The 22,811-nt window shown below is 39.0% G+C and carries 17 protein-coding genes and 1 CRISPR repeat array; of the genes, 8 read left to right on the forward strand and 9 right to left on the reverse strand.

Features of this window, described 5'->3' with window-relative positions; all coding sequences use genetic code 11:
- Nucleotides 1-58: 58 nt before the first annotated feature.
- From glyA to rpiB, 3 genes are read left to right on the forward strand one after another with little or no spacing between them, the layout of a single operon-like run.
- Nucleotides 59-1,333, forward strand: a complete 1,275-nt coding sequence (gene glyA, locus AWW68_RS04490; protein WP_068217039.1) for a serine hydroxymethyltransferase — start codon at nt 59-61, stop codon at nt 1,331-1,333.
- Nucleotides 1,334-2,167 carry a twin-arginine translocase subunit TatC gene (gene tatC, locus AWW68_RS04495; protein WP_068217041.1) on the forward strand — a complete coding sequence of 278 codons (834 nt, stop codon included), beginning with the start codon at nt 1,334-1,336 and terminating at the stop codon, nt 2,165-2,167.
- A complete protein-coding gene (gene rpiB, locus AWW68_RS04500) occupies nt 2,161-2,598 on the forward strand; it encodes a ribose 5-phosphate isomerase B (RefSeq protein ID WP_068217043.1) in 438 nt (145 codons plus the stop codon). Before tatC ends, rpiB begins: the two co-directional genes overlap by 7 nt.
- On the opposite strand, the gene AWW68_RS04505 is transcribed toward rpiB, so the two are convergent.
- A complete protein-coding gene (locus AWW68_RS04505) occupies nt 2,592-3,620 on the reverse strand; it encodes a DUF6427 family protein (RefSeq protein WP_157717528.1) in 1,029 nt (342 codons plus the stop codon). The genes rpiB and AWW68_RS04505 overlap by 7 nt on opposite strands.
- A gap of 77 nt (nt 3,621-3,697) precedes the next feature.
- Between AWW68_RS04505 and rbfA the strand changes: the two genes are divergently transcribed.
- The 4 genes from rbfA (at nt 3,698) to radA (ending at nt 9,692) form a co-directional block, all read left to right on the forward strand.
- Complete coding sequence (gene rbfA, locus AWW68_RS04510; RefSeq protein ID WP_068217047.1) at nt 3,698-4,075, forward strand: 30S ribosome-binding factor RbfA; 378 nt, start codon at nt 3,698-3,700, stop codon at nt 4,073-4,075.
- Complete coding sequence (locus tag AWW68_RS04515; RefSeq protein ID WP_068217049.1) at nt 4,072-5,301, forward strand: ABC transporter permease; 1,230 nt, start codon at nt 4,072-4,074, stop codon at nt 5,299-5,301. Before rbfA ends, AWW68_RS04515 begins: the two co-directional genes overlap by 4 nt.
- 72 nt (nt 5,302-5,373) lie before the next feature.
- Nucleotides 5,374-8,310 (forward strand): DEAD/DEAH box helicase, encoded by a 2,937-nt coding sequence (locus AWW68_RS04520; RefSeq protein ID WP_068217051.1) that lies wholly within the window; start codon nt 5,374-5,376, stop codon nt 8,308-8,310.
- 8 nt (nt 8,311-8,318) lie between these two features.
- Nucleotides 8,319-9,692 carry a DNA repair protein RadA gene (gene radA / locus AWW68_RS04525; protein WP_068217057.1) on the forward strand — a complete coding sequence of 458 codons (1,374 nt, stop codon included), beginning with the start codon at nt 8,319-8,321 and terminating at the stop codon, nt 9,690-9,692.
- On the opposite strand, the gene AWW68_RS04530 is transcribed toward radA, so the two are convergent.
- Nucleotides 9,689-10,588, reverse strand: coding sequence for a 1-aminocyclopropane-1-carboxylate deaminase/D-cysteine desulfhydrase (locus tag AWW68_RS04530; RefSeq protein WP_068217059.1), 900 nt, complete (start codon nt 10,586-10,588; stop codon nt 9,689-9,691). The genes radA and AWW68_RS04530 overlap by 4 nt on opposite strands.
- 65 nt (nt 10,589-10,653) lie before the next feature.
- On the opposite strand from AWW68_RS04530, the gene AWW68_RS04535 reads away from it, so the two are divergent.
- Complete coding sequence (locus tag AWW68_RS04535; protein ID WP_068217061.1) at nt 10,654-11,661, forward strand: RluA family pseudouridine synthase; 1,008 nt, start codon at nt 10,654-10,656, stop codon at nt 11,659-11,661.
- On the opposite strand, the gene trhA is transcribed toward AWW68_RS04535, so the two are convergent.
- The 7 genes from trhA to cas9 form a co-directional block, all read right to left on the reverse strand.
- Nucleotides 11,662-12,309 (reverse strand): PAQR family membrane homeostasis protein TrhA, encoded by a 648-nt coding sequence (gene trhA, locus AWW68_RS04540; protein WP_068217063.1) that lies wholly within the window; start codon nt 12,307-12,309, stop codon nt 11,662-11,664.
- Entirely contained in the window at nt 12,306-13,106 is an 801-nt protein-coding gene (locus AWW68_RS04545) for an ion transporter (RefSeq protein WP_068217065.1), read from the reverse strand. Before AWW68_RS04545 ends, trhA begins: the two co-directional genes overlap by 4 nt.
- Nucleotides 13,103-14,731 (reverse strand): mechanosensitive ion channel family protein, encoded by a 1,629-nt coding sequence (locus tag AWW68_RS04550; protein WP_068217067.1) that lies wholly within the window; start codon nt 14,729-14,731, stop codon nt 13,103-13,105. The genes AWW68_RS04545 and AWW68_RS04550 overlap by 4 nt, the downstream gene beginning before the upstream one ends.
- Before the next feature lie 188 nt (nt 14,732-14,919).
- Nucleotides 14,920-16,209: direct repeats of the CRISPR family, unit length 36 nt; unit sequence GTTGTGACTAGCTTTCAAATTGTATCTTAGAAGAAG.
- A 141-nt stretch (nt 16,210-16,350) separates the two neighbouring features.
- Nucleotides 16,351-16,689, reverse strand: coding sequence for a CRISPR-associated endonuclease Cas2 (gene cas2, locus AWW68_RS04555; protein ID WP_068217070.1), 339 nt, complete (start codon nt 16,687-16,689; stop codon nt 16,351-16,353).
- Nucleotides 16,686-17,582, reverse strand: coding sequence for a type II CRISPR-associated endonuclease Cas1 (gene cas1, locus AWW68_RS04560; RefSeq protein ID WP_068217072.1), 897 nt, complete (start codon nt 17,580-17,582; stop codon nt 16,686-16,688). The genes cas2 and cas1 overlap by 4 nt, the downstream gene beginning before the upstream one ends.
- A 54-nt stretch (nt 17,583-17,636) precedes the next feature.
- Nucleotides 17,637-18,224: a transposase gene (locus AWW68_RS04565; RefSeq protein WP_068217074.1), complete on the reverse strand. Its 588-nt coding sequence runs from the start codon at nt 18,222-18,224 to the stop codon at nt 17,637-17,639.
- Between the two features lie 69 nt (nt 18,225-18,293).
- Complete coding sequence (gene cas9, locus AWW68_RS04570) at nt 18,294-22,670, reverse strand: type II CRISPR RNA-guided endonuclease Cas9 (RefSeq protein WP_068217077.1); 4,377 nt, start codon at nt 22,668-22,670, stop codon at nt 18,294-18,296.
- Nucleotides 22,671-22,811: the final 141 nt, after the last annotated feature.

Consider the following 22,811-nt stretch of genomic DNA (forward strand, 5'->3'; position numbering starts at 1 on the left):
CTTTCTATCAATTGTTAATTCAATAGCCATCAGCTATTTTTGGCACAAACATCTAAAAATGGCCAAAGACAGTTTAATCTTTGATTTAATCAGCAAAGAAAAGGAAAGACAAACAAAAGGTATCGAGCTTATTGCTTCTGAGAATTTTGTTTCTGATGATGTAATGCATTCAATGGGTTCAGTGCTCACAAATAAGTATGCTGAAGGCTTACCGGGTAAAAGATATTATGGTGGTTGTGAAGTTGTAGATGAAGTAGAAAACATTGCCATAGATAGAATTAAAGAGTTATTCGGAGCCGTTTGGGCTAATGTTCAACCACACTCTGGAGCTCAGGCCAATGCTGCTGTTATGTTAGCCTGTTTGAACCCAGGCGATAAAATCTTAGGTTTCGATTTATCTCACGGAGGGCATTTAACCCACGGATCAACAGTAAACTTTTCTGGAAAACTCTATCAACCATTCTTCTATGGTGTAGAAAAAGAGACAGGCCTTATCGATTGGAATAAGGTAGAAGAAACTGCTAAAAAGGAAAAACCTCAGATGATTATCTGTGGAGCCTCGGCATATAGTAGAGACTGGGATTATGTGAGGCTTCGTGAAATAGCAGATTCTGTTGGAGCTATTCTGTTGGCTGATATTTCTCATCCTTCAGGATTAATTGCTCGTGGTCTTTTGAATGATCCGCTTGAGCATTGTCATATTGTAACCACCACCACTCATAAAACCCTCCGTGGACCTAGAGGAGGTTTAATTATGATGGGAGAGGATTTTGAAAACCCTTGGGGTCATTCTACTCCAAAAGGTCAGGTAAAGATGATGTCTCAATTATTAGATGGTGGTGTTTTCCCTGGAACTCAAGGCGGCCCACTAGAGCACGTCATTGCAGCGAAGGCTGTAGCTTTTGGAGAAGCTTTGAGTGATGACTATATGTCTTACATTATTCAGGTGAAAAAGAATGCTCAGGTAATGGCCGAATCTTTCGTAAAGAAAGGATATGACCTAATATCTGGAGGAACAGATAATCACCTGATGTTAATAGACCTTAGGTCTAAGGGATTGAGTGGAAAATTGGCTGAAGCAGCGCTTGGTCAAGCAGATATCACTATTAACAAGAATATGGTGCCATTCGATGATAAGTCACCTTTTGTTACCTCTGGAATGAGAATTGGCACAGCAGCTATAACCACTAGAGGCTTTGTTGAATCAGATATGGAGAGAATAGTAGACTTAATAGATAAGGTACTGGCTGCTCCTGAAAATGAAGCAAGCCTTGCCTCAGTAAGGAAAGAAGTTAACGATTGGATGGGTACCTATCCTTTATTTAAAGCATAATTGGCACTAGATCAACTTTTTGATGAAGATGAGAAGGAAATGGGCTTTCTGGATCATCTGGAAGAGCTAAGATGGCACCTAGTGCGATCAGTTCTCGCCATTGTGGTATTCACTATATTGGCTTTTATCGCGAAAGACTTCTTCTGGGATGTTCTCGTGATGGGGCCAACTAATTCAGACTTTTGGACGTACCGAAAGCTTTGTGAAATAGGAGATTTAATTGGTTCATCTGCCTTGTGTATAGATGATATGCGAATTGAGGTTCAAAATAGAACCTTACAAGGTCAGTTCTTGGTTCATATTAAATCTTCTTTTGTGGCAGGCTTAGTTTTAGCCTTTCCTTATACTTTTTGGGAAATCTGGAGATTTGTGAAGCCAGGCTTAAGATCTAATGAAAAGAAGGCCTCTAGAGGTGTTGTTGCAGTAGTAACTCTCCTTTTTCTCATGGGAGTATCATTCGGCTACTTCATTGTAACTCCACTAAGTATAAACTTTCTATACAACTATCAACTAAGTGATCAAATTCGGAACATCCCAGACGTTTCTAATATTCTTGGTACAGTTTCTACCTTGGCCTTAGCTTGTGGTTTAATGTTTCAATTGCCAGTAGCTTCTTACATGCTCTCAAAAGCGGGTATTGTAACTCCAGAACTAATGAAGCGATTTAGAAGGCACGCTATTGTAGTTATTCTAGTGGTTTCTGCCGTTATAACACCGCCCGATGTTTTCAGTCAAATACTTATTGCATTGCCTTTATCTGGGCTATATGAAATAAGCATCATCATATCTAAGAGAGTAAATAAGAGAAGGGACAAAGAACTATACGAATCATGAGAAAAATAGGAATTGGAGGAGACCATGCAGGTTTCGAATACAAAGAAGAGCTTAAGAAAATTCTATCAAGTAAAGGGTTCGATGTGACTGACTTTGGTCCAGACTCAGACGCTTCTACTGATTATCCGGACTATGTGCACCCAATGGCTACAGCTGTTGAAAAGGGTGACCTTGAATTAGGTATTGCTATTTGCGGTAGTGGTAATGGAGTTTGTATGACCGTGAACAAGCATCAGGATATTAGAGGTGCTTTAGTATGGAATACAGAATTGGCGGCATTGGCGCGCCAGCATAACAATGCTAATATAGTTTGTATACCTTCCAGATTTATTGATTTCGATTTGGCTTCTGAAATTGTTGATACTTTCTTGAATACTGATTTTGAAGGAGGAAGACACCAAAGAAGAGTAGGAAAGATCGCTTGTCAGTAAAGCGGCTCTACATAAAGCATTACGAATATAAGTAGGATAACTAGGCTGAAAGTTAGTTCAGCCATCCACTTTTTCTTTGTATTCAGTAAGTGTTCTGTTAAAAAGTAACTTAAAGACACAATTAACAGGTTTGTGCTGCTTGCTGAATTTCCAGAAAGAAACAGCACATGTAATATTCCGAACAGGCCTATCCAAGTAAAAACTCGCTTCACAGTAATTTGTAGGTTTGTCATTCCCATTCCAGCTAAATTGCTAGCACTAGTTTTCAGGCTTATTAGCAAAGGAAGAGCTAATGCTATACCTATGTTTATAAGCCATGTGCTATTGAACTGAAAGGTTGAAAGACCTTTGTAAAACAGACCCCAGAAGTCAGAACCTTTTTCTAGATAAAGGAAAGGCAGCCAGGCTAGTAGCAAGACCATAGCAAGACCCCAAAACAGTAGTAAATACCTTCTGCCCACCGTTCCAGAATAAAATAGGAATAGGATGAGAATAAGGACAAGAAGCCAGATATAAGGAATATGAAATAGACTGGCTAAAGCCAAAGTGCTCCCTATGCTTAGAATTTTTTCGTCACTGTTTCTGAACCTCAAATGTTGATGCAAGAATAAGAAGGCAATCAGCAGAAAGCTTGTGCCTAAAAGTTGGGAAGTCAGAAAGAAGTTGTCTGAATTAAAAGAGATAAGAATAACGTAGAGTGCTGAAGGAATAAAAGAGTTATCCTCAAAAGCCGAGTTTCTTATGAGCAGAGCGTTCAACAAGGTAGCATTCCACAAAATAATCAATGCTGCAAAAGATGCATTGAGATAAGCGTTGCTGAGTATAAAAGAAAGACCTGCCGAGAGAAGTTGAAACAGAGGGCCAGCACCCTCGTTAAAGTAGGTTTCTATACCATTAAGCTTAATTTGATCGAAAGTCGCTTCTGTACCTACAGCCAGAAAAAAGAAGAGCCGTGTTAGAAACAATAAGACAATCAGTCCGAATATTCTAAAGGGGTCATTTTGTCGAAAATAACTAAGCAATGGTCTTAATTTAACTACGAGCTAAGGTATAAAATGCAAAGGAAGGAAAATCAATCAATAAATCAGATATTTGTGCAATGGCTACAAAAAGACAGCAAAAATTTTCAAAACTAATTAAAGAGGAGGTTAGCAAAATCTTCCATCTTCAATTTTCAGCACAGTTCTCAGGTAAGTTGGTTACCATTACAGATGTTGAAATGAGCCCTGATCTCGGGTTTGCTAAAATCTTTGTGAGTGTATTTCCAGTTCTTCATTCCGATGAGGTTGTGAGTTTTATTGAAGAGAATAAGTCTAAGGTGCGTGGAGCTTTAGGAAGAGCTATAGGCAAAGAGGTAAGAATTGTTCCTGAAATAGCTTTCTTCTTAGACAGCACTGCAGAACAAGCCTCAAAGCTAGACTCACTCATTGATTCATTGGATATTCCTGATCTAGACCCAACGGACGAAGAAGATTGAATGTCTCCACGTTTATAGCTAAGCGGTACTTTACTACCACTAAAAAGAAAAACTTCATTCAAGTGCTTTCTTGGATTTCCATGTTCGGGGTGGCAATAGGTACTATGGCGCTTATCGTAGTGCTGTCGGTTTTCAACGGATTAGGAGAAGTTCTCAGAGGGGTTTATAGCACATATGATGCTGATTTCAAGATTGTACCTCTAGAAGGAAAGTCGTTTTCTTTAACAGATGAGCAATTAGGCCAGATTCAGCAGGTTCAAGGAATACAATCTTATTCAAGAATAATCGAAGACAATGCTGTGGCCATTCACCGAGATCAGCAAGCGGTGGTGCAGTTGAGAGGTGTAGAGCAATCGTTCATTGAAACCAATAAGCTAGATACATTTTTGGTTCGTGGCAACCTTGAAGTTAGAGATGATAAAGGTAGAAATAGTGCTATTCTGGGAGCAGGGTTGTACTACGAGTTAGGGGCTCTGATAGAAACTGGTGCCTATGAGATCGAACTTATTTACCCTAAAAATTTGAGGCCAGGAGCATTGCCAAGTACCAATTCGGTGAGAAGAGTTAGACTTAGACCTGCTGCCCAAGTAAACATTGATGAAGTGCTTAACGAAAAGCTTCTTTTAACTTCGTTTGAAGCAGCCAGTGAGGTATTAGACTATAAGAATCGTTACACTGCTTTAGAAGTTTACTTTACTTCAGATGCTAATGCCGATAAGATTGAAGAGGCCTTAGAAGGCATTGTAGGAGATAAGTATGCCATTCTCAATAGCGACCAACAGCACAGTGAGATTATGAATGCGGTTAAGGTGGAAAAGCTCTTCACATATCTTGCGTTAAGTTTCATCACCCTCATTGCTTCATTCAACATTTTCTTCTCTCTTTCAATGCTAGCAATAGAAAAAAGGAGAGATATGTCTGTACTCTATGCCATTGGCGCACCTACGAAAATGGTCAGGCAGATCTTCTTAAAACAAGGAATTCTGATTGCCTTTATTGGTGCCTTCTTTGGAATGGTGCTAGGCCTTTTACTTTGCTACTTGCAGGACCGCTACGGCTTGGTTGGTTTGGGCATGGCTAACGCAGTGGTTCAGGCTTACCCTGTAAAGATAGTTTGGACAGATGTTGCGCTAGTGGCCGTTAGCATCACACTTATCACTATTGTTACCTCATATAGGCCCGCTCTTTTGGCCTCCAAGGTTAATCCTATCGAGTTTCTCGATTAATTCGTAATACATCATTTTTCTCTTTTTGAGAATGGACTAAAAGGCTTAATTTGCGAGTCGGTCAATGCAAAAATGAAGGTATCTACAGCTCAACCCTTTCAGTTAATCTACTCCCTTTATCAACATGAATACCTTGGGTATCTCTTTGAATCATTTGTGGTTCAATTAGATGAGAAAGGTCGACTTACTTTACAGCATCAAAACATTTCATCGAAAAACGCCAGAGAGTTCGAGTCTGGTTGTGATGAGAACGACTATAAGCTCATTAAACTGATGGATGAGATGCAGCAAGATTCTGTTGTACTCAAGTTCTATAAGAAGAAGGTAAAGCCAGACGAGTTCTTTTTTAAGGTTTATGATAAAGAGCGAGGAGATAAGGTTCTTCAAGAGTCTATTGAACTGTATTTAGAGACGAGAAGAGCCAAAATTCTCGACCTACTGAAGGGAAAAATGATCTTTGAGATGGGGCGAGACGGAGAGCCTGCCTGGAAGCAAATTCATTGGGTAGAAGAGAAGGCAACGGTACTTTTCCATTTTAGGAGAAACGATGATAATACTCATTACTTTCCCACCATTAAGCTGCAAGGCGAAAAGCTAGAATGGCAATACAATAACTCATATTTGGTTTGTCTTGAACCTGCTTGGCTTATTGTAAAAGATAAACTCATAAGCTTTGAGAAAAATGTAGACGGCAATAAGCTAAAGCCCTTCCTCAATAAGAAGTTTATTGTTATTCCGCAGAAGGTAGAAGAAACTTACTACCAGAAGTTTGTGACTCAATTGGTGGCTAGCTTCGATGTTTATGCCAAGGGATTCGAAATAAATGCAGAGAAATACCCAACTCAACCGGTTATTAATTTCTCTGAGCTTGTGCAAACAACTAATGGAACACTTTTCGATAGCAGTGGGCGAAGCAATCAACTTAAAGATGAAGAAGACTCCAAAATTCTTTTCAAGCTCGCCTTTAAATATGGCCCGTATCAATTTAACTATGAAAAACAACCTCTAGCCTCTGTTAAGCTAGAAAAAAGCAATGGCTCCTATATTTTCCATAAGGTGAATAGGAATGCAAATGTTGAGGTTGAAATGGTGCAGGAGCTTAGTAAAAGAGGCTTAAAGTTTCAGAATGGAAGAGCCACTTTGCCAAGAGCAACGGCTTTCAACTGGTTAAATGAAAATGCTGACTTTTTACACGACTTCGGAATAGAGGTTCAGCAAACTGATACGGAGAGGAAAAAATACTTTGTTGGAGAGTCTAAGATCGAGATTAAGGTGGAAGAAGGTATCGATTGGTTCGATATTAAGGCTACTGTTCGATTCGGTGAATTTGAAACCACTTTCCAAGAGCTAAGAAAACTTATCAACAAACATAAACGCGAGGTTAAACTACCTAATGGAGAAATAGCGGTTATTCCAGAGGCATGGATTAAAGACTATGCAGAGCTTTTCGCGTTTATGGAAGAAACAGACGATCAGTCTACTTTGAAACTAAGAAAGCATCACCTTTCCCTTATTCAGGACCTTCAAAGCGGAAGTTTAGCGCAGGTCACTATGGATAGGAAGCTGCAAAAACTTCAGGAGTTTGAAGAAATAGAAGACTACGAAATGCCGGCTGCTTTTAATGGCACCTTAAGACCTTATCAGAAAGCTGGTTACAACTGGATGCGTTTTCTATCTGAATACAATTTTGGTGGCTGTTTGGCAGACGATATGGGTTTGGGTAAAACCGTACAAACTCTGGCGCTTTTACAGGCTCAAACGGAACACTCCTCTGGCCAGGCTTCTTTGTTGGTTATGCCTACCTCGTTGATCTACAACTGGCAGATTGAGGCCTCTAAGTTTACACCAAACCTTAGGGTTTTGGTCTACACTGGAACCAACCGCGATAAAAATGCAGAACAATTCGCTAATTATGATTTAGTCGTTACTTCCTATGGTATCACACGAATAGACATAGATATTTTATCTTCTTACTATTTCAATTATGTGATACTAGACGAGTCTCAGGCCATTAAAAACCCTGACTCACTAATCGCTAAGTGCGTAACCGAGCTTAAGTCCAGACATCGCCTTATTCTTACGGGTACTCCGCTAGAAAACAGCACCTTCGACCTATGGTCACAAATGAGCTTCATTAACCCAGGCTTATTAGGTGCAGCTAAATATTTTAAGAACGAGTTTCAGCAGCCGATTGAAAAACGTGGAGACATTGATAAAACCAGAAAGCTCAATGTCATTATCAAGCCATTTATTCTGAGAAGGCAAAAATCACAAGTGGCAAGAGATCTTCCTGAGAAGTTCGAGAGTGTGAAGTACAGCCAAATGACTCCTGAACAAGAGGAGAAATATGAGGAGGTAAAATCGCACTACAGGAACCAAATTCTTGATACCATAGAGAAAAGCGGTATCAAAAAATCGCAGCTGCTGTTATTGCAGGGCTTAACCAAGTTGAGGCAAATTGCCAATCACCCTAAAATGGTTGAACCAGATTTTGAAGGGGGTTCAGGTAAGTTGGAAGATATCACCTATATGATTGAATCGGCCATTAGTGAAGGTCACAAGATCTTGGTGTTCAGTCAGTTTGTGAAGCATCTTTCCATTGTAAAAGAGTTTTTGGAAGATCGAAAAGTAGACTTCACTTACCTCGATGGTTCTACAAAAGACCGACAAGGTCAGGTAGAGAAGTTCCAGAATAATGAAGACATAAAAGTCTTCCTCATTTCCTTGAAAGCGGGTGGTTTGGGATTGAATCTCACCAAGGCAGACTATGTGTTCTTGCTAGATCCATGGTGGAACCCAGCCATTGAAGAACAAGCCGTAGATAGAGCACATAGAATTGGTCAGGTTAATACCGTTTTCACGTATAAGTTCATTACGCGCAATACGGTGGAAGAGAAGATTTTAGCACTTCAGAAGAACAAGCTCAAGTTGGCCAATGACTTGATTACCACAGAAGAAAGCTTCATTAAGAAGTTGACCACAGAAGATATATCGGAATTACTTAGCTAATTTGCCTTATGGCCAAAACCAAATCAGTATTTATCTGTCAAAATTGTGGTGCTACTTCCGCCAAGTGGATCGGTAAATGTCCATCCTGTAACGAGTGGAATACCTATACTGAAGAGGTGGTTTCTAAAGGCAAGAAAGAGGAAGACAGCTGGCGCGAAGAATCAGGTCCCGCGGTTAGACCAAAACCTATCAATATTCGCGAAGTAGAGAATAGCTCTGAAGAACGATTAGTTACTTACGATAAGGAGTTAAACCGAGTACTTGGAGGAGGAATTGTTGCGGGTTCGCTCGTACTAATTGGTGGTGAACCAGGCATTGGAAAGTCTACATTAATGCTTCAGTTGGCTTTAGCTGCCAGAAAGAAAAAAGTGCTATATGTTAGTGGAGAGGAAAGTCAGCAGCAGATAAAAATGCGTGCTGAAAGAATCGGAATTCAGACCGATCAATGCTTTGTACTTTCAGAGACTAATACACAAAACATCTTCGCCCAAATAAAAAATGTAAAGCCTGATTTACTAATAGTTGATTCTATCCAGACTTTGCACACAGAAAGAATAGAAAGTGCTGCAGGTTCTGTTTCTCAAGTTAGGGAGTGTACAGGTGAGCTAATGAAGTTCGCTAAGGAGACACAAACTCCTGTTTTCCTCATTGGTCATATTACCAAAGAAGGAAGCATTGCTGGCCCGAAGGTATTGGAGCATATGGTAGATACGGTCTTGCAATTCGAAGGCGACCGCCATTTGTCATATCGAATTTTGAGAACGGTGAAGAACAGGTTTGGATCTACCTCTGAATTGGGTATTTACGAAATGCAAACAGAAGGTCTTCGCCAAGTATCGAACCCTTCAGAAATTCTGATTTCTCAAAAAGCAGATGACCTAACAGGAATTGCGATTGGTGCAACCATTGAGGGGAACAGGCCTCTACTGATAGAAATTCAGTCGTTGGTGAGTTCTGCAACTTACGGCACGCCACAGAGAAGTTCAACAGGCTTTGATGCCAAGCGATTAAACATGCTTTTGGCAGTACTAGAAAAGCGTGGAGGTTTGCGGTTTGGAGCCCAAGATGTATTTCTGAATGTGGCAGGAGGAATCAGAATTGATGAACCAGCACTAGATTTAGCCGTTTGTGCATCTCTGGTGAGTGCGTATCATGATATTTCTATCTCAGATAAAGTGGCTTTTGCAGCAGAGGTCGGATTAGGTGGAGAAATTAGGGCTGTCAATCGTATTGAAAGCAGAATAGCTGAGGCCGAAAAACTAGGGTTCACAGAAATCTATATTTCTAAATTCAACACTAAAGGACTAGATCTTAAAGGAAGAAATGTAACGGTTAAGCCTTTCGCGAAGCTTAAAGAAGTGTTTGAAGATTTAATGGGCTAAAGGCCGAACCCTGCTCTTCCTTGTAAACCCCCAGTGTGGACGGCCAGAATTTTACTTCCCTTTTCAAACTGACCCTTTTCAATCATATCTAGTATACCATACAGCATTTTTCCCATATAAATGGGCTCTAGTTCCAGCTCAAACTGCTCTTCCATTGCCTTGATAAACTCTATTAAGTTGGGTTTGGTCTTTGCATAACCACCAAAGTGATATTCGTTTTGGATTGACCAGTTGTGAAGGCTTTCATGCCCGAAGCTTTGAAGTAAGTTGGCTACTTCATCTTGTAAAAAAGACCCTTTCAAAGAGCTGAACCCAATAATGTTTCCTTGCCCTTTCATTCCTGAAATAAGCCCAGCAATGGTTCCTCCTGTGCCAACAGCAAGGCAATAATAATCGAAAGGTTCAGGAATTAAACTAGGAATTTCTGCAGCTCCTTGAATAGCCAATCTGTTGGTTCCACCTTCAGGAATGAGATAGAACTCACCGAATTCGGCTCTTAATTGATTTATGAAGTGCTCCACAGTTTTGTTGCGATAGCTCTCCCTATCCACGTAGTGTAAATGCATTCCAGCATCTGTTGCAAACTGTAAAGTAGGGTTTAGCGGAATGTGCTCTTCGCCCCGAATAATACCAACGCTTTGAAACCCGAATAGCTTAGCTGCAGCAGCCACAGCATAAATGTGATTGGAATAGGCTCCACCGAAAGTGAGGAGCTTGTTGATGCCTCGATTTCTGGCTTCAAGCAGATTGTATTTGAGCTTGAACCATTTATTGCCAGAAATTTCTCCGTGAGTTTTGTCAAGCCTTAAAATACGCAGGTCAATTTGGTTTTCCGTGGCAACAGGGTGCTGAAACCTTTCGATTGGAAGCTGTTCATTGATCTGCGAAAAATCCATGGTGCAAGTTAGGTTGAGTTACGCCTTTCGACAAATCCCAATTATTGATCTAAATTTGCAAACTAATGGAAGAGCAGGACGAGTTATTTGAGCATCACCGTTTGGTGTGCGACCCAGGGCAGGAACCGTATAGAATCGATAAATTCTTGATGGATAGGTTGCCTAACGTTACAAGAAATAAGGTTCAGCAGGGCATAAAAGATGGCTTTGTGAAAGTAAATGGTAGTGAGGTAAAGCCTAACTACAAGGTGCACCCTGGCGATGAAATTATAGTTGAGCTTCCGGAGCCACCACGCGATACAGATGTTGTCCCTGAGAATATTCCACTCAACATTGTCTTTGAAGATGACCACATTTTAGTTGTCAATAAGGAAGCGGGAATGGTAGTGCACCCTGCATATAATAACTGGACGGGAACATTAGTGAATGCACTGACTTACCATTTTCAGCAGTTGCCAACCATGCCGGGAAATGATGGTAGACCAGGCTTGGTACACAGAATAGATAAAGATACTTCTGGCCTTCTGGTAATTGCGAAAACCGAAAAAGCCATGAGTAGTCTGGCCAAGCAATTCTTCGATCACAGTATTGAAAGAACCTACTACGCCCTAGTTTGGGGTGTACCGAAAGAGGAAATGGGCACTATAGATGTCCATTTAGGCAGAAGTGAAAAAGATAGAAGAGTAACCGTGGCTATCGAAGATGGCTCAAGAGGGCGTAACGCTATAACTCACTATAAGCTTTTGAAAGACCTTCGATACATATCGCTTATTCAGTGTAATCTGGAAACTGGTAGAACTCATCAGATTCGTGCACACATGAAGCATTTGGGGCATCCTTTGTTCAATGATGCTACCTATGGTGGAAATCAGGTATTGAAGGGAACTCAGTTTTCGAAGTACAAGTCATTTGTTGAAAATGCTTTTAAGTTGATGCCTCGCCAGGCACTTCATGCGAAGTCATTGGGCTTTATTCATCCTGAAACTAAGAAGTTTATACAGTTCAACTCAGAATTGCCAGAGGACTTTACAGCGGTAATGGAGAAGTGGGAGAATTATGTTCAGTATGAGTAGTTAAGCCACCACATACTTTAGCACGGCATACATATGGAAGCCAGTTCCACCTAAAACAAACAGGTGCCAAATAGCATGATGGTATTTTAGTTTACGCATTAGGTAGAATGCCACACCAACGGTATAGGAGACTCCACCGTAAAGCATCATATTCACTACTTCTTGAGAAAGGATTTCGGCAATTTCATCGAACATAAGAAAGCCTAACCAGCCCATACCGAGGTAAGATGCCAGTGAGATGAACTCAAGCTTTCCCGTAAGGAATATTTTGAAAACAATACCTGCAATGGCAATGGCCCAGACGGCAATTAGTAGATTAATTCCTAACGATGTGTTTCCTAAAACACCCCAACAGAAGGGGGTAAAAGTACCTGCAATAAGCAGGTAGATAGATATGTGATCTAATTTCTTAAAAAGAAATTTCTTCGATTTAGATTTTACACTGTGGTACAGGGTAGAGGAAGAATAGAGAATGAATGCGGTAGCGCAGAAAACGGAAGTACTCCAAAACACAGCAGTGTTTTCAATTGGCTGAAGTAAAACGTAAATAAAAGCTACCAATGCTCCGAGAATGCCTATACCATGAGTTATAGCATTGGCCAATTCTTCTTCTGGAGTATAAATATCTAGCTTAACTTCTTTTTTCACTCGGGTAACTTCTCACCACAAAATTTGCAATATAAGGCCTCAGTGTCATGGCCTTTTGAGTTACAGCTTTTGCAAGCTTTGTTTTTCTGGTACTCTCTATCTTTTTGAAGCTCGACAGTGACAATACCCGTTGGCACAGCAATAATTGCGTAACCGAGAATCATCACAAATGAGGCGATGCTCTGACCCAAAATGGTTTGCGGAGCAATATCTCCATAGCCCACAGTAGTGAGCGTAACTATAGCCCAATAGATACTCAGCGGAATACTGGTAAAACCATTGTCTCTGCCTTCTACCAAATACATAACGGTACCAAGTAGAATCACCAGCATAACCACGGTACCCATAAAGACCGTGATTTTATGCCTACTGGCCTTTAATGCCCTTCCTAATTGCTCTCCTTCACCAACAAACCTACCTAGCTTCAGAATTCTGAAAACTCTTAATAATCTCAATGCTCTAATGATTAATAGGTATTGAGTGCCTGTAAAAATGAAGCTCAAATAAGTAGGTAAAAGTGAAAGCAGGTCAATTAGACCGTAGAAGCTAAAGATGTACTTTTTACGATGGTCAGTTACGTAAATTCTAGTGAGGTACTCAAGGCTAAATACTACAGTGAATATCCATTCAGCATATTTGAAAACATATCCAAACCGGTTGTTTAGGCTAGGTACACTTTCTAGCATTACCGCAAGTACACTAATAAGTATGGCCACGAGTAGGGCAACATCAAAAGCTTTCCCTGCTGGGGTATCGGTACCGAAGATGATTATGTACAGCTTTTTTCTAAGCGTCATTCTTTGTTTTTAATTCTAAACCAAGGCACCTCATAGTCTTCTGGCAGATACTTCTGCGGAATGGTGCTTTGGTTTCCGTCTCTATGCGCACCATAATGTGGCGACATAATTTCTACTCCAGCTTCATTAAACTTATCCTGAATGTTTTTATGCAGTTCAGAATAGATAACGGCCATTTTTTGAATTTCTCTCGTCCTAGCGTTCAGCTGATAACTCACGTAAAAATCGTCAAGACTCGTTTGTAGTACAAAAGGAAGAGGTTTCTTTTTTACATGTTCTGTGGCCAGTGCTGCATTTACCAACAATTCTTGTACTTGGCGCCATGGCACATCATAACCGATAGTCACAGTAGTGTGTAAAATAAGTCCTTGCTCATCATTTGCTGTGGTATAGTTAATGGTATGGCTATTCAGCATTTGAGAGTTAGGAATGGTAATGATTTCATTCTTGATGGTTTTGACCTTGGTGTTCAACAAGGCTTTTTCTTTTACATCGCCAATTACTTCACCGATTTTTACCCTATCGCCAATTTTGAACGAACGCATGTAAGTGATTACTAAACCGGCAATAATATTAGAGAATGCGCCAGCACCACCAAGGGCAACCAATAGACCAAAAAAGGTTGATACTCCCTGAAATATCTTAGAGTCAGACATTGGTAAAAGAGGCCAAATGCCTACAAAGCCTAGCGCAATAATAATGCCTCTTACTATGTTAAAAGTAGGTTTTGCCCACTCGGAATAAAACCCATTAATTACCAACCTACCTTTAGAAATCTCTTCTGTAAAGAAGGCTAGCATTCTTAAGAAGTACCTTAGAATGATAACAATTACAACAATGAATAAGAGGTTAGGTATGTAGTTGAGGATGTTAATACCCAAGTTGGTAAGCGGATGCACCACATAGCCTATTAGTTTTTGTGCAATGCCCCTTGTCCAAGGGAATAAGCCAAAAATGGCCGGAAGTAATAAGTAAATCAAAAACAGCAGTAGGGCATATTTTACAATAGTAAGACCCCAAGTAGCAATAGCTACTTGCTTCTCTTGGGTAAGAAGCTCGTAACCTTTTACACTGAAGCCTTTAAATTTTACTCCTTTTTGTGCCTGTATTTTTATGCTGATGAGCCTGAACAGCTTATTATAGTACTTAAGCCCAAAAATAAACGCAACTATAATCAGTATGGCAATGGCTATATTTACGAAGAGAATGTTGCTGAATGCAGGCTCTTCAATCTTTAGAGAGTTTTCAATTAGCTCTAAGTAGTATTCTGTGGCTCCTCTGCGACTTAGACCTAAAGCTTTAGCATCAGCATCGTTAATGCTCAGTATAATTTTTTCTTGTACTATAATGTCATTTACAAGGTCTTCATACTTTACAGTAAACTCTCTTAAATCTTGCTGATTGCTTTTTAGGTTTTCTAACTCAGTTCTTAACTTTTGTACTCGCTGCTTTAAAGAGTAAGGGCCAATACCGTTAAATAAGAATATGGTTGAATCTGCATCTACCGGAACACCTCCTTTTTCTATTAAGAGGTGTACTTCTTGTTGAACCACAGTAGAATCTGTGCTAAGAGGAGAAAGTACGGATTGCCAAAGTATGGCTATAGCAAAGAGTAAAGCTTTCATTTAAGGTCAATATATAAATTTGACAGCGTATCGGGCATAAAATGTTTTAAGCAGCCAGATAATATCAATATCAAGATTAGACGCACAAAGACTAAAAAGTCACATTTACATATAGATATGAACAGAGTAGAGGGAGATGTGTTTGATTTGATTCTCTGATTCAATTTTAAAAGTAATGTCATAGTTGGAGTGTTAATGTCTTTCAAACTGTATCTTAGAAGAAGCAGAAAACTAATGAGGGCAAAGGCAGAAGAGTTGTGACTAGCTTTCAAATTGTATCTTAGAAGAAGGGCACCACCTACTGAGACATAAGTCAATAGGTTGTGACTAGCTTTCAAATTGTATCTTAGAAGAAGACTGATTCTGCAATAACTTCTAGCCTTTCAGTTGTGACTAGCTTTCAAATTGTATCTTAGAAGAAGAAGCATAGCTGGAACTGTGTTCCTTAGCTAGTTGTGACTAGCTTTCAAATTGTATCTTAGAAGAAGTACATACACCATTTCACGCCCTTCTTTATGGTTGTGACTAGCTTTCAAATTGTATCTTAGAAGAAGTCGTCCGTTGTTTTAAATAGCATGGCTAAGGTTGTGACTAGCTTTCAAATTGTATCTTAGAAGAAGTGATCGGCAGTAATCAGGTTGAGCGCTCTGGTTGTGACTAGCTTTCAAATTGTATCTTAGAAGAAGAGCCGTGCAAGCCTTAGGCACTCCTTACCTGTTGTGACTAGCTTTCAAATTGTATCTTAGAAGAAGTTTGACGATTTCCTTACAATGTCATTGACCGTTGTGACTAGCTTTCAAATTGTATCTTAGAAGAAGTTCACGTGCTGCCAGAGCTGGATGGCGTTTGTTGTGACTAGCTTTCAAATTGTATCTTAGAAGAAGTTTGTTTACCTCGTTATTCAACAGAGGGTAGTTGTGACTAGCTTTCAAATTGTATCTTAGAAGAAGATAGATTTGTCTGCATCTACTGTACTGGTAGTTGTGACTAGCTTTCAAATTGTATCTTAGAAGAAGAGGAGAGATTATTTTAAACCCTGCTTTAGAGTTGTGACTAGCTTTCAAATTGTATCTTAGAAGAAGTGGAGGGGCAACCCACGTAAAGATCTGCTAGTTGTGACTAGCTTTCAAATTGTATCTTAGAAGAAGCTCCTTCCATTCGAAGGCGATTGTTCCCCAGTTGTGACTAGCTTTCAAATTGTATCTTAGAAGAAGAGACATTCTCAACTCCTGTAATAGCCTTGTGTTGTGACTAGCTTTCAAATTGTATCTTAGAAGAAGTTTAGGCTGTTCTTTTTTCCCGTTTCGGGAGTTGTGACTAGCTTTCAAATTGTATCTTAGAAGAAGCCGAAGGACAGAGGGGTAAATCCTCCCCTTGTTGTGACTAGCTTTCAAATTGTATCTTAGAAGAAGGCTTTAAAGTTCCGCATCAGCAAACGCTAGGTTGTGACTAGCTTTCAAATTGTATCTTAGAAGAAGATGTCTTGTCGTAAACAATTGAAAACCTGTTGATTACGGCTGTAAAACCCTGGTTGTTTTTAACGATAATCAGGGTTTTTTTGGATCTTTTGGAAAGTTTCAAGCTTTCCAGAAGCTAATGGAGTGTAAGCCAACAGAATCCTAGAACAACTCTAACTGTTGAATTGGTTGAGGTACTTCTTCTTTTTTGGTAGAAAAATATACCTCCATCATACCGAATTGCTTGTCGGTAATATGCATGATTCCTACATGCCCTTTAGGCGGTAAGTTTTGTTTTATACGCTTAATGTGGACTTTGGCATTTTCCATGCTTGGGCAGTGACGCAAAAAAATGGAAAACTGAAAGCGAGTGAAGCCATCTTTCTCCAGTACATCTACAAACTTGCGATAGTTCTTTGTATCTGTTTTGGTTTCGGTTGGTAAATCGAAGAATACCATTACCCACATAACTCTGTATTGATTGAACCTGTCAAAACTCAAAAGCTAGGAAGTTTAAGTGCTTTTTCTTCTTTACTATAGCACTTGGCTAAGCTAGCTGCGCTTTGTTGAGCGGCTAACATTAGCGGGCTGGATTGATTGTTTATAATTACATCGAGAACTGGAACCTTAAGTAAGTCTTGTTTTAGTGACGGTGTCAGTTCGGTATAGCTATCTTCTGTTCTTATCAATTCTAAAACTAATTGGTCTACAAATGGACGGTAAGGTTCCATTAGATCATCGGCTAAACAATAACTATTGTATTGATTGCTATGGTGATAACCCATGGTCGGTAGTAGCCCAGAAATCATTAAAGACCTAGCTATGGCTCCCCTTAGAATGGCATAACCATAATTGAGTAAGTTGTTAGGTTCACCTTCATATCGCCCTCTTTTAAAGTTTTGAATAAGATCAGTAAATAGACATTTCCAATAATAGGCTGCTGCGCGACCTTCAAAGTTTTCAGGGTCGCCATTCTGTACCTTGCTGGCCCATCTCTCCATATTTTCAGCAGCAATGTTATTCATTTTTAGCAGTGCTGCCTGATTCTTTATTTTAGCTTGAATTGTTTGTTTCCATAGCCTATCCTTTAATACTTGAGTTGCCGAAAGCTGGTGTCGCATTTGAGCTACCTGCTTATGATGGGTATTCAGGTTAAGCATTAAACCTTGAGGCAAATGTTGAGCATCGCAGGTAATTATAGCAACTTGGTTACCCAAGAGCTTGCTAATTAGCGTGTGTGTAATGGTAATTTGTGGATGCTCCAAAAGCACTACGCCAATATCTTCAATGGGCATGGTTTTCTTTTGATCATCATCAGGGTACTTAACTACTAGTTGCTCTTTTCTTGTAGAAAGGTGGGCCGGGTTACCAAATAAGAGTGTACGTTTTATCATAGGCTTATTCGTTTGAACTTTCCAACAGCTCTAAGCTTTTGAAAAGCTTATTTTTTAAATATTCATTTCTTCACCGGGAATCGTGTTTATATAAGCTTGGTGAAAGTCCTCGAATGGCTTCTTACCACCAAACCAATCGAGTACCATTGTCCGAGCTAATTTTGTAGAGTTAGTAGAGAGCATGCTCGAATAGCTGGTAAAGCTCCACTTTCTTAAATCTTGGGTAAACCTGTGGTGGATTGGATTGGTGTGTATGTAGGCAATTACCTTGGTGATGTAATCATTAGAGGTAATTTCCTTCTTTTTGAAGTTAGGTGCGAAAAGGCTTCCTTTTCGATTGTATCTTTTATTATAAGCTTGTGTGTAGCTACTGAAAAAATTAGCAAACTGTTTGCTCAAGAGGTACTCTAGCTTTTGGAAAGTTTCGAACTTTCCAAAAGTTGCTTCAATCTCCTCTTGTTTTTTTATTAGCACCAAACAATGAAAATGGTTGGGCATTAAACAGTAAGCTAAGGTTTCGGCTATTGGGCTAATGTATTTGTCCCACTGCCGTAAGAAGTAAAGGTAATTCTCTGTCTCCCGAAAAAGGTTTTCGCTACCATTGGCATGGTTATAAATATGATATAACTTTTCTGTTTGCATGTGTGCTTCTGTTTTATGGCTTTAGAGGCTCTTTTAAACACCCTTGGAAAGCTTAAAGTTGTCCTCTAATTATGCGATTCTTTCAGTTTTAAGCTTACCTAGAGAGTTTATCTGAATTTTTAAACATTTCTCTTTAATTGTTTCACCCGTTATAGCTTTCTCTGCCTTATTCAGACTTCCAAATTCACCGACTTTTTGCTTAGCATTATATTTCATAATAAGCCTCGAAATATGATGTGGAATGAAATGACACTCATTGCCTGTTGAGCTTACCATTTTATAGATACGGTTGGTTTGATCTTTAGAAAGGTTTTTAAGGTCTACTAAATGTGGGTTTTCTATCTCTTCTTCTGTAGGTACGTAAACTAGGTCATTTGGAGAAAGAGAAAACAGGAAGAGACCTAGTTCCGGCTTAATCGGTACTGAGGTTCGTTGTTCAGTAGGCAAAGAGGCAACCTGTTTTTGATGTACAATTACTTGGTGGAGTGGTACAGTCTCAAAATTTCTTTTTTGCTTTTCTTCGTTCCAATATACGGCAAAAAACAGGTTGGTGCCTTTATCTGCCTCAACATACTTTTGGTTTTTAGGCGATTTTGCATCCTCAGAAACAGGGAACTTACTACCAACTTCAAACAAAGGGACTTTGTATATGGGGGCGTGTGGTTTGCCCTCATTGAGTACTTCTATATTCTCATTGAGTTGCTTTATTCCCGACTGGCTAAATGCAGCTTCATAATTAGGCTTACCTTTTTCATCTAAGTACTTATTTAGATGGTTTGGAATGATTACCTCACGTATCCTTGCATCATAAATTTTTTCAACATGTTTTTCGCCCTTGATCTCACCGAGCGGGGTTCGGTTGGTAGTTTTGATTTTACCCTTTCCAACACTTTCAACTTTGGCTGAAACCGTGGCTTTATGCATGGATTTTCTTATGGCCCAACTATCTCCTTTGGTTTGTGGTATAAGCTTTTTCTTTTGTTCTCCATTAACATTTCTCCATTGCCAAGTTTTGTTAGAACTCTTGTTAATAACCCTCAAGTTTTGTTTAAAACTAATGACAGTAGTTTCTAATTGATGCTTGGCATCAAGAGGAAAAGAAGACCAAGGAAGCTTATAGGCCTTGGCTATTCTCCTTTCTTTACCATTGATCAGCACTTTTTTAGTGTTTCTTAGTTTGGATACTAGGCTGTGGTTATTTCTTTCTGTGTTAAGAGAGGTAATGTAGTTTACATGATCCTTGGTACATGCTGCAATAACTAATGCATCCAATGTGTGGTGCCTATGGTCTATTCTTTTTTTGTTGAACCCTTTGCTGAGTTCTTTCGGAACAGTTATTCTAAATGCGTTGATTTTATTGTCCCAAAAGCCAAAGTCTGTTGTGCCCGTTAAATTATTCAGTCTTTCAAACCTATGAGTAACAACCTCATTCCATTTTTCATTAAGCCCCCAATCTTGCTTTAACTGACTGGTGATTGACCCTGGTATGGTTAGTATGTGTTTAGAAATGGCTTCTCGCTCCTCTTCTTCCCGAACAATATTGCTAAGAAGGTTTCTCACATACTTACTGATAAATCTACTATCGTTTAACTGTCTATTGATAAACCCTTCTGGCACATCATAACTTAATAGGTTTTTCAGCTTTGTTCGGTTCCGCTTGAAATACCTTTTACAATGTTCCGTATACTTATCTGAGCTTAATATTTCTACTGTTTTTCCAGCAAATTCTACTTTTTCATTCCCATGGTTAGTTATAAACTCGAGTGCTGTTTTGTTATCCTTAAGGGCATTTACACTACTTTCACAAATTACCTTGTTGGCTAAGGAATCATCGAAAAACCTTGACCTTGGGATAATATGTTCTATTTCATACTGATTCGAGAAAAGTTGACTTAATGGAATAACTTCACCTGTATAAGGAGATATATAGCCTTGTTCTAGCCAAAGCCTATACCTATTTATATCTTTAGAACTGGGTGTATTATTTTTGCGGATTTTCTCTATCTCATCTTCGACATTTTCTATCGATTGGTAAACCCCTTCTTCATAAATTTTAAGTATCTCTTGGTGGCTTGGAGAGTAGGGTTTAGCATCTATATTGTTCTCCTTTAGGTTCCTTAGAACTTCTTTAATTCTGTAATTGGTGTTTTCGTTTTCTTGAATCTTTTGAGAAAGTTTTTTACGCTTAATGGCAGGGTTTTTCATTTCTCTACCAAGCTCTACATGGATTTCATCAAAAAAATCTTTTTGCCCTTGCCCATAATGTTTCCAAATATCTCTTACCACTCTCAGGGCTTCTGTAATAAGCTGTTCTACAATGGGGTTTCTTAAACTATGCTGTTTGAAATCTTTTAAGTATTTGTCAATGTCAGAAGGAGTCTGCCACTTCTGATTTTCCTCATTTTCAGAATGTCTATTATAAGCCACATAGCAGGCTAAAGAAGTGGGTAGCCCTTGAAAACTTTTGGTGTCGTTTAGGTGCAACGCCAATTTTCTCGCGCGAATGCTAATTTTATCATCTGCCTCGCCATTAACGATTTTTTCAATTCTCTGTAAGGTTTGAGGTCCTAGGTTTTCTGCTTTCCAGTATTTACCTCTTCTCATAAGGGGTAGAATCTTTTTGATTGCCTTTAATGAGTACGAGGCATAATCGTTTTTAAATGGAGGAAATTTTTTGAAGTTTTCAACAAACGACTCTGAATCAAGCTCTCTTTTTTCCGCAAATGTTACAAGTGCTTTTTCAAATTCGGTCTTATCGGTAACTGAGTAAATTATATGCCATAGGTCAAGCTCATTCTTTTGGGTTAAAAATTTATCGGGTTGGCAGTTGCGTACTTTTTCTAGTCTTGATAATAATTGAGCTTTAAACTCACCCATTTCATATTTTTTATCTTCGGGAAAGTTCCATCGGATTGTTGGATTATCCTTCTTTTGCTTTGGAATGAGCTTTTTCTGTGTGAAGTATTTTAGTGTTTTATTTTGGTCAACCTCTCTCTGGTGAGATAACCAATGATAAAGTTCAGCAAAATCAGAATCTGATTTCAATAGCTTTTCGGTAATACTAACTTCTTGTCCTTCAACGATTTCTTCTTTGTCATAAAACCGGAGATTAGAAATGAATTGCCAAATACGAAATTCTTGAAAACTAGGATGGGACTTTGGTGCTCCCTGTAGTGAAACTTCAATGGTTTCTCCACCATTGTTTTTATAGGTTCGTTTTTCGTATTGGCAATGAGCAATTAGGTGTTTTTGGCTTTTAAGAGGTCTTTGGTAAAAAATGATATCCTCTATGAATAAATACTTGAAGCCTCGTTGCTTGATGTTTGATCTGTGAGCTGAATTTTTAGGGTATAGTTCTAGAGTAGCCTCTTTATATAACGCATCATTCCTAAGCTCTCTATGAAAGGATGTTTGTTTATCAAGAATAGCCTCAAGTTCCTTTTTGTAATATTTCCTTTCAATTGTCTTTATAAGGCTACCTCTAATTTTCTGTTCGGGGTTTTCTAATAAGCTTTCATAAATAAATTCACCAACATGAAGCCCAGATTTTTCTAAAACAGACTCTGTGCGCTTTTTCACAAGCCCCCAATCATCTTCTTTTGGAGCGCGAAAGCTCCGAGATACATTTCCATCTTTATCCAATTTTTCACTACCATCTGCATTCAGGTGAGTTGTGACGATGAACTTTTTGTTTAAACCTTCCCAGTCTTTTAGAGAATCTTTGCTTTTCCGTCTGTAAACCCAGCCATTTTGAAGGTGAACATTATACCAAGTGCCTGATGGTGAGGTGTCATGAGTTTGTTCAACACTGCTTACCTTTAATTCATAGAATTCTTCTTTCTTATTGGAGTTAGTATCTTCCTCTTCCCCTCTTAATTGATAGTACCCTCTTTTTTGATTGAAGTTTAATAGTAACCAAGCTAATTCTTCCTTTTCTATTTTCTTTTCTAGAGCTTTCTTTCTCAAATAGTAGATGGTCCAATCATAAGGTATTGCTCCATTATAGCCTCTCCTTTTAAAGTCCTCGACCATTTCTAAGAAAGAGCTCTTAAATAGAAATTGGTATTTGACTTTACTGGCTACTTGTTCTGGGTAATAGGCTATTTTGGGCTCTTTATTAGGGTAGAATTGACCTTTCCTTTGTTCAAAGTCAATCTCGTTTTTGTAGTGTTCAGGTAAAAATCCCAGTACATTAAGGCTTCGATGAAGTCTCTCTCTTCTTAGCTTAGTTCGCTGATATAACCTTCTTATTGACCTGTAATGTGTGCGGTCAGCGGTTTGAGAATATGACTGGCCTGTTTCAAATGTTCCCAATATGTCTTGGGACATAGGTATAATTCTACTACCCGCCCCACTAATTTTCCCTGCTTTACTTTCAAAGTCTTGTTCAATAAGCGCCCACCCAATACTATTGGTTCCCAGATCAAGCCCTAAAATCTTTTTCATGATGTGCTATTTTATATTTAAAAAGTTCTTTTTAGATTGAAATACAATTTGAAAACTAGTCACAATAAGGATTATTCCGTTGTGAAAACATTTAAAGCGGCCTCTACGGGTCGCTTTTTTTGTTCCAATAAACGTGAGGTC

Source organism: Roseivirga spongicola, assembly GCF_001592965.1.
GTDB classification, from domain to species: domain Bacteria; phylum Bacteroidota; class Bacteroidia; order Cytophagales; family Cyclobacteriaceae; genus Roseivirga; species Roseivirga spongicola.

What these genes read in the sequence shown, in the direction of transcription:
- glyA (WP_068217039.1), top strand. Translation starts at nt 59, where the DNA reads ATGGCCAAAGACAGTTTAATCTTTGATTTAATCAGCAAAGAAAAGGAA.
- cas1 (WP_068217072.1), bottom strand. Translation starts at nt 17,582, where the DNA reads ATGATAAAACGTACACTCTTATTTGGTAACCCGGCCCACCTTTCTACA.
- AWW68_RS04550 (WP_068217067.1), bottom strand. Translation starts at nt 14,731, where the DNA reads ATGAAAGCTTTACTCTTTGCTATAGCCATACTTTGGCAATCCGTACTT.
- AWW68_RS04565 (WP_068217074.1), bottom strand. Translation starts at nt 18,224, where the DNA reads ATGCAAACAGAAAAGTTATATCATATTTATAACCATGCCAATGGTAGC.
- AWW68_RS04535 (WP_068217061.1), top strand. Translation starts at nt 10,654, where the DNA reads ATGGAAGAGCAGGACGAGTTATTTGAGCATCACCGTTTGGTGTGCGAC.
- radA (WP_068217057.1), top strand. Translation starts at nt 8,319, where the DNA reads ATGGCCAAAACCAAATCAGTATTTATCTGTCAAAATTGTGGTGCTACT.
- rbfA (WP_068217047.1), top strand. Translation starts at nt 3,698, where the DNA reads ATGGCTACAAAAAGACAGCAAAAATTTTCAAAACTAATTAAAGAGGAG.
- AWW68_RS04520 (WP_068217051.1), top strand. Translation starts at nt 5,374, where the DNA reads ATGAAGGTATCTACAGCTCAACCCTTTCAGTTAATCTACTCCCTTTAT.
- cas9 (WP_068217077.1), bottom strand. Translation starts at nt 22,670, where the DNA reads ATGAAAAAGATTTTAGGGCTTGATCTGGGAACCAATAGTATTGGGTGG.
- AWW68_RS04545 (WP_068217065.1), bottom strand. Translation starts at nt 13,106, where the DNA reads ATGACGCTTAGAAAAAAGCTGTACATAATCATCTTCGGTACCGATACC.
- AWW68_RS04530 (WP_068217059.1), bottom strand. Translation starts at nt 10,588, where the DNA reads ATGGATTTTTCGCAGATCAATGAACAGCTTCCAATCGAAAGGTTTCAG.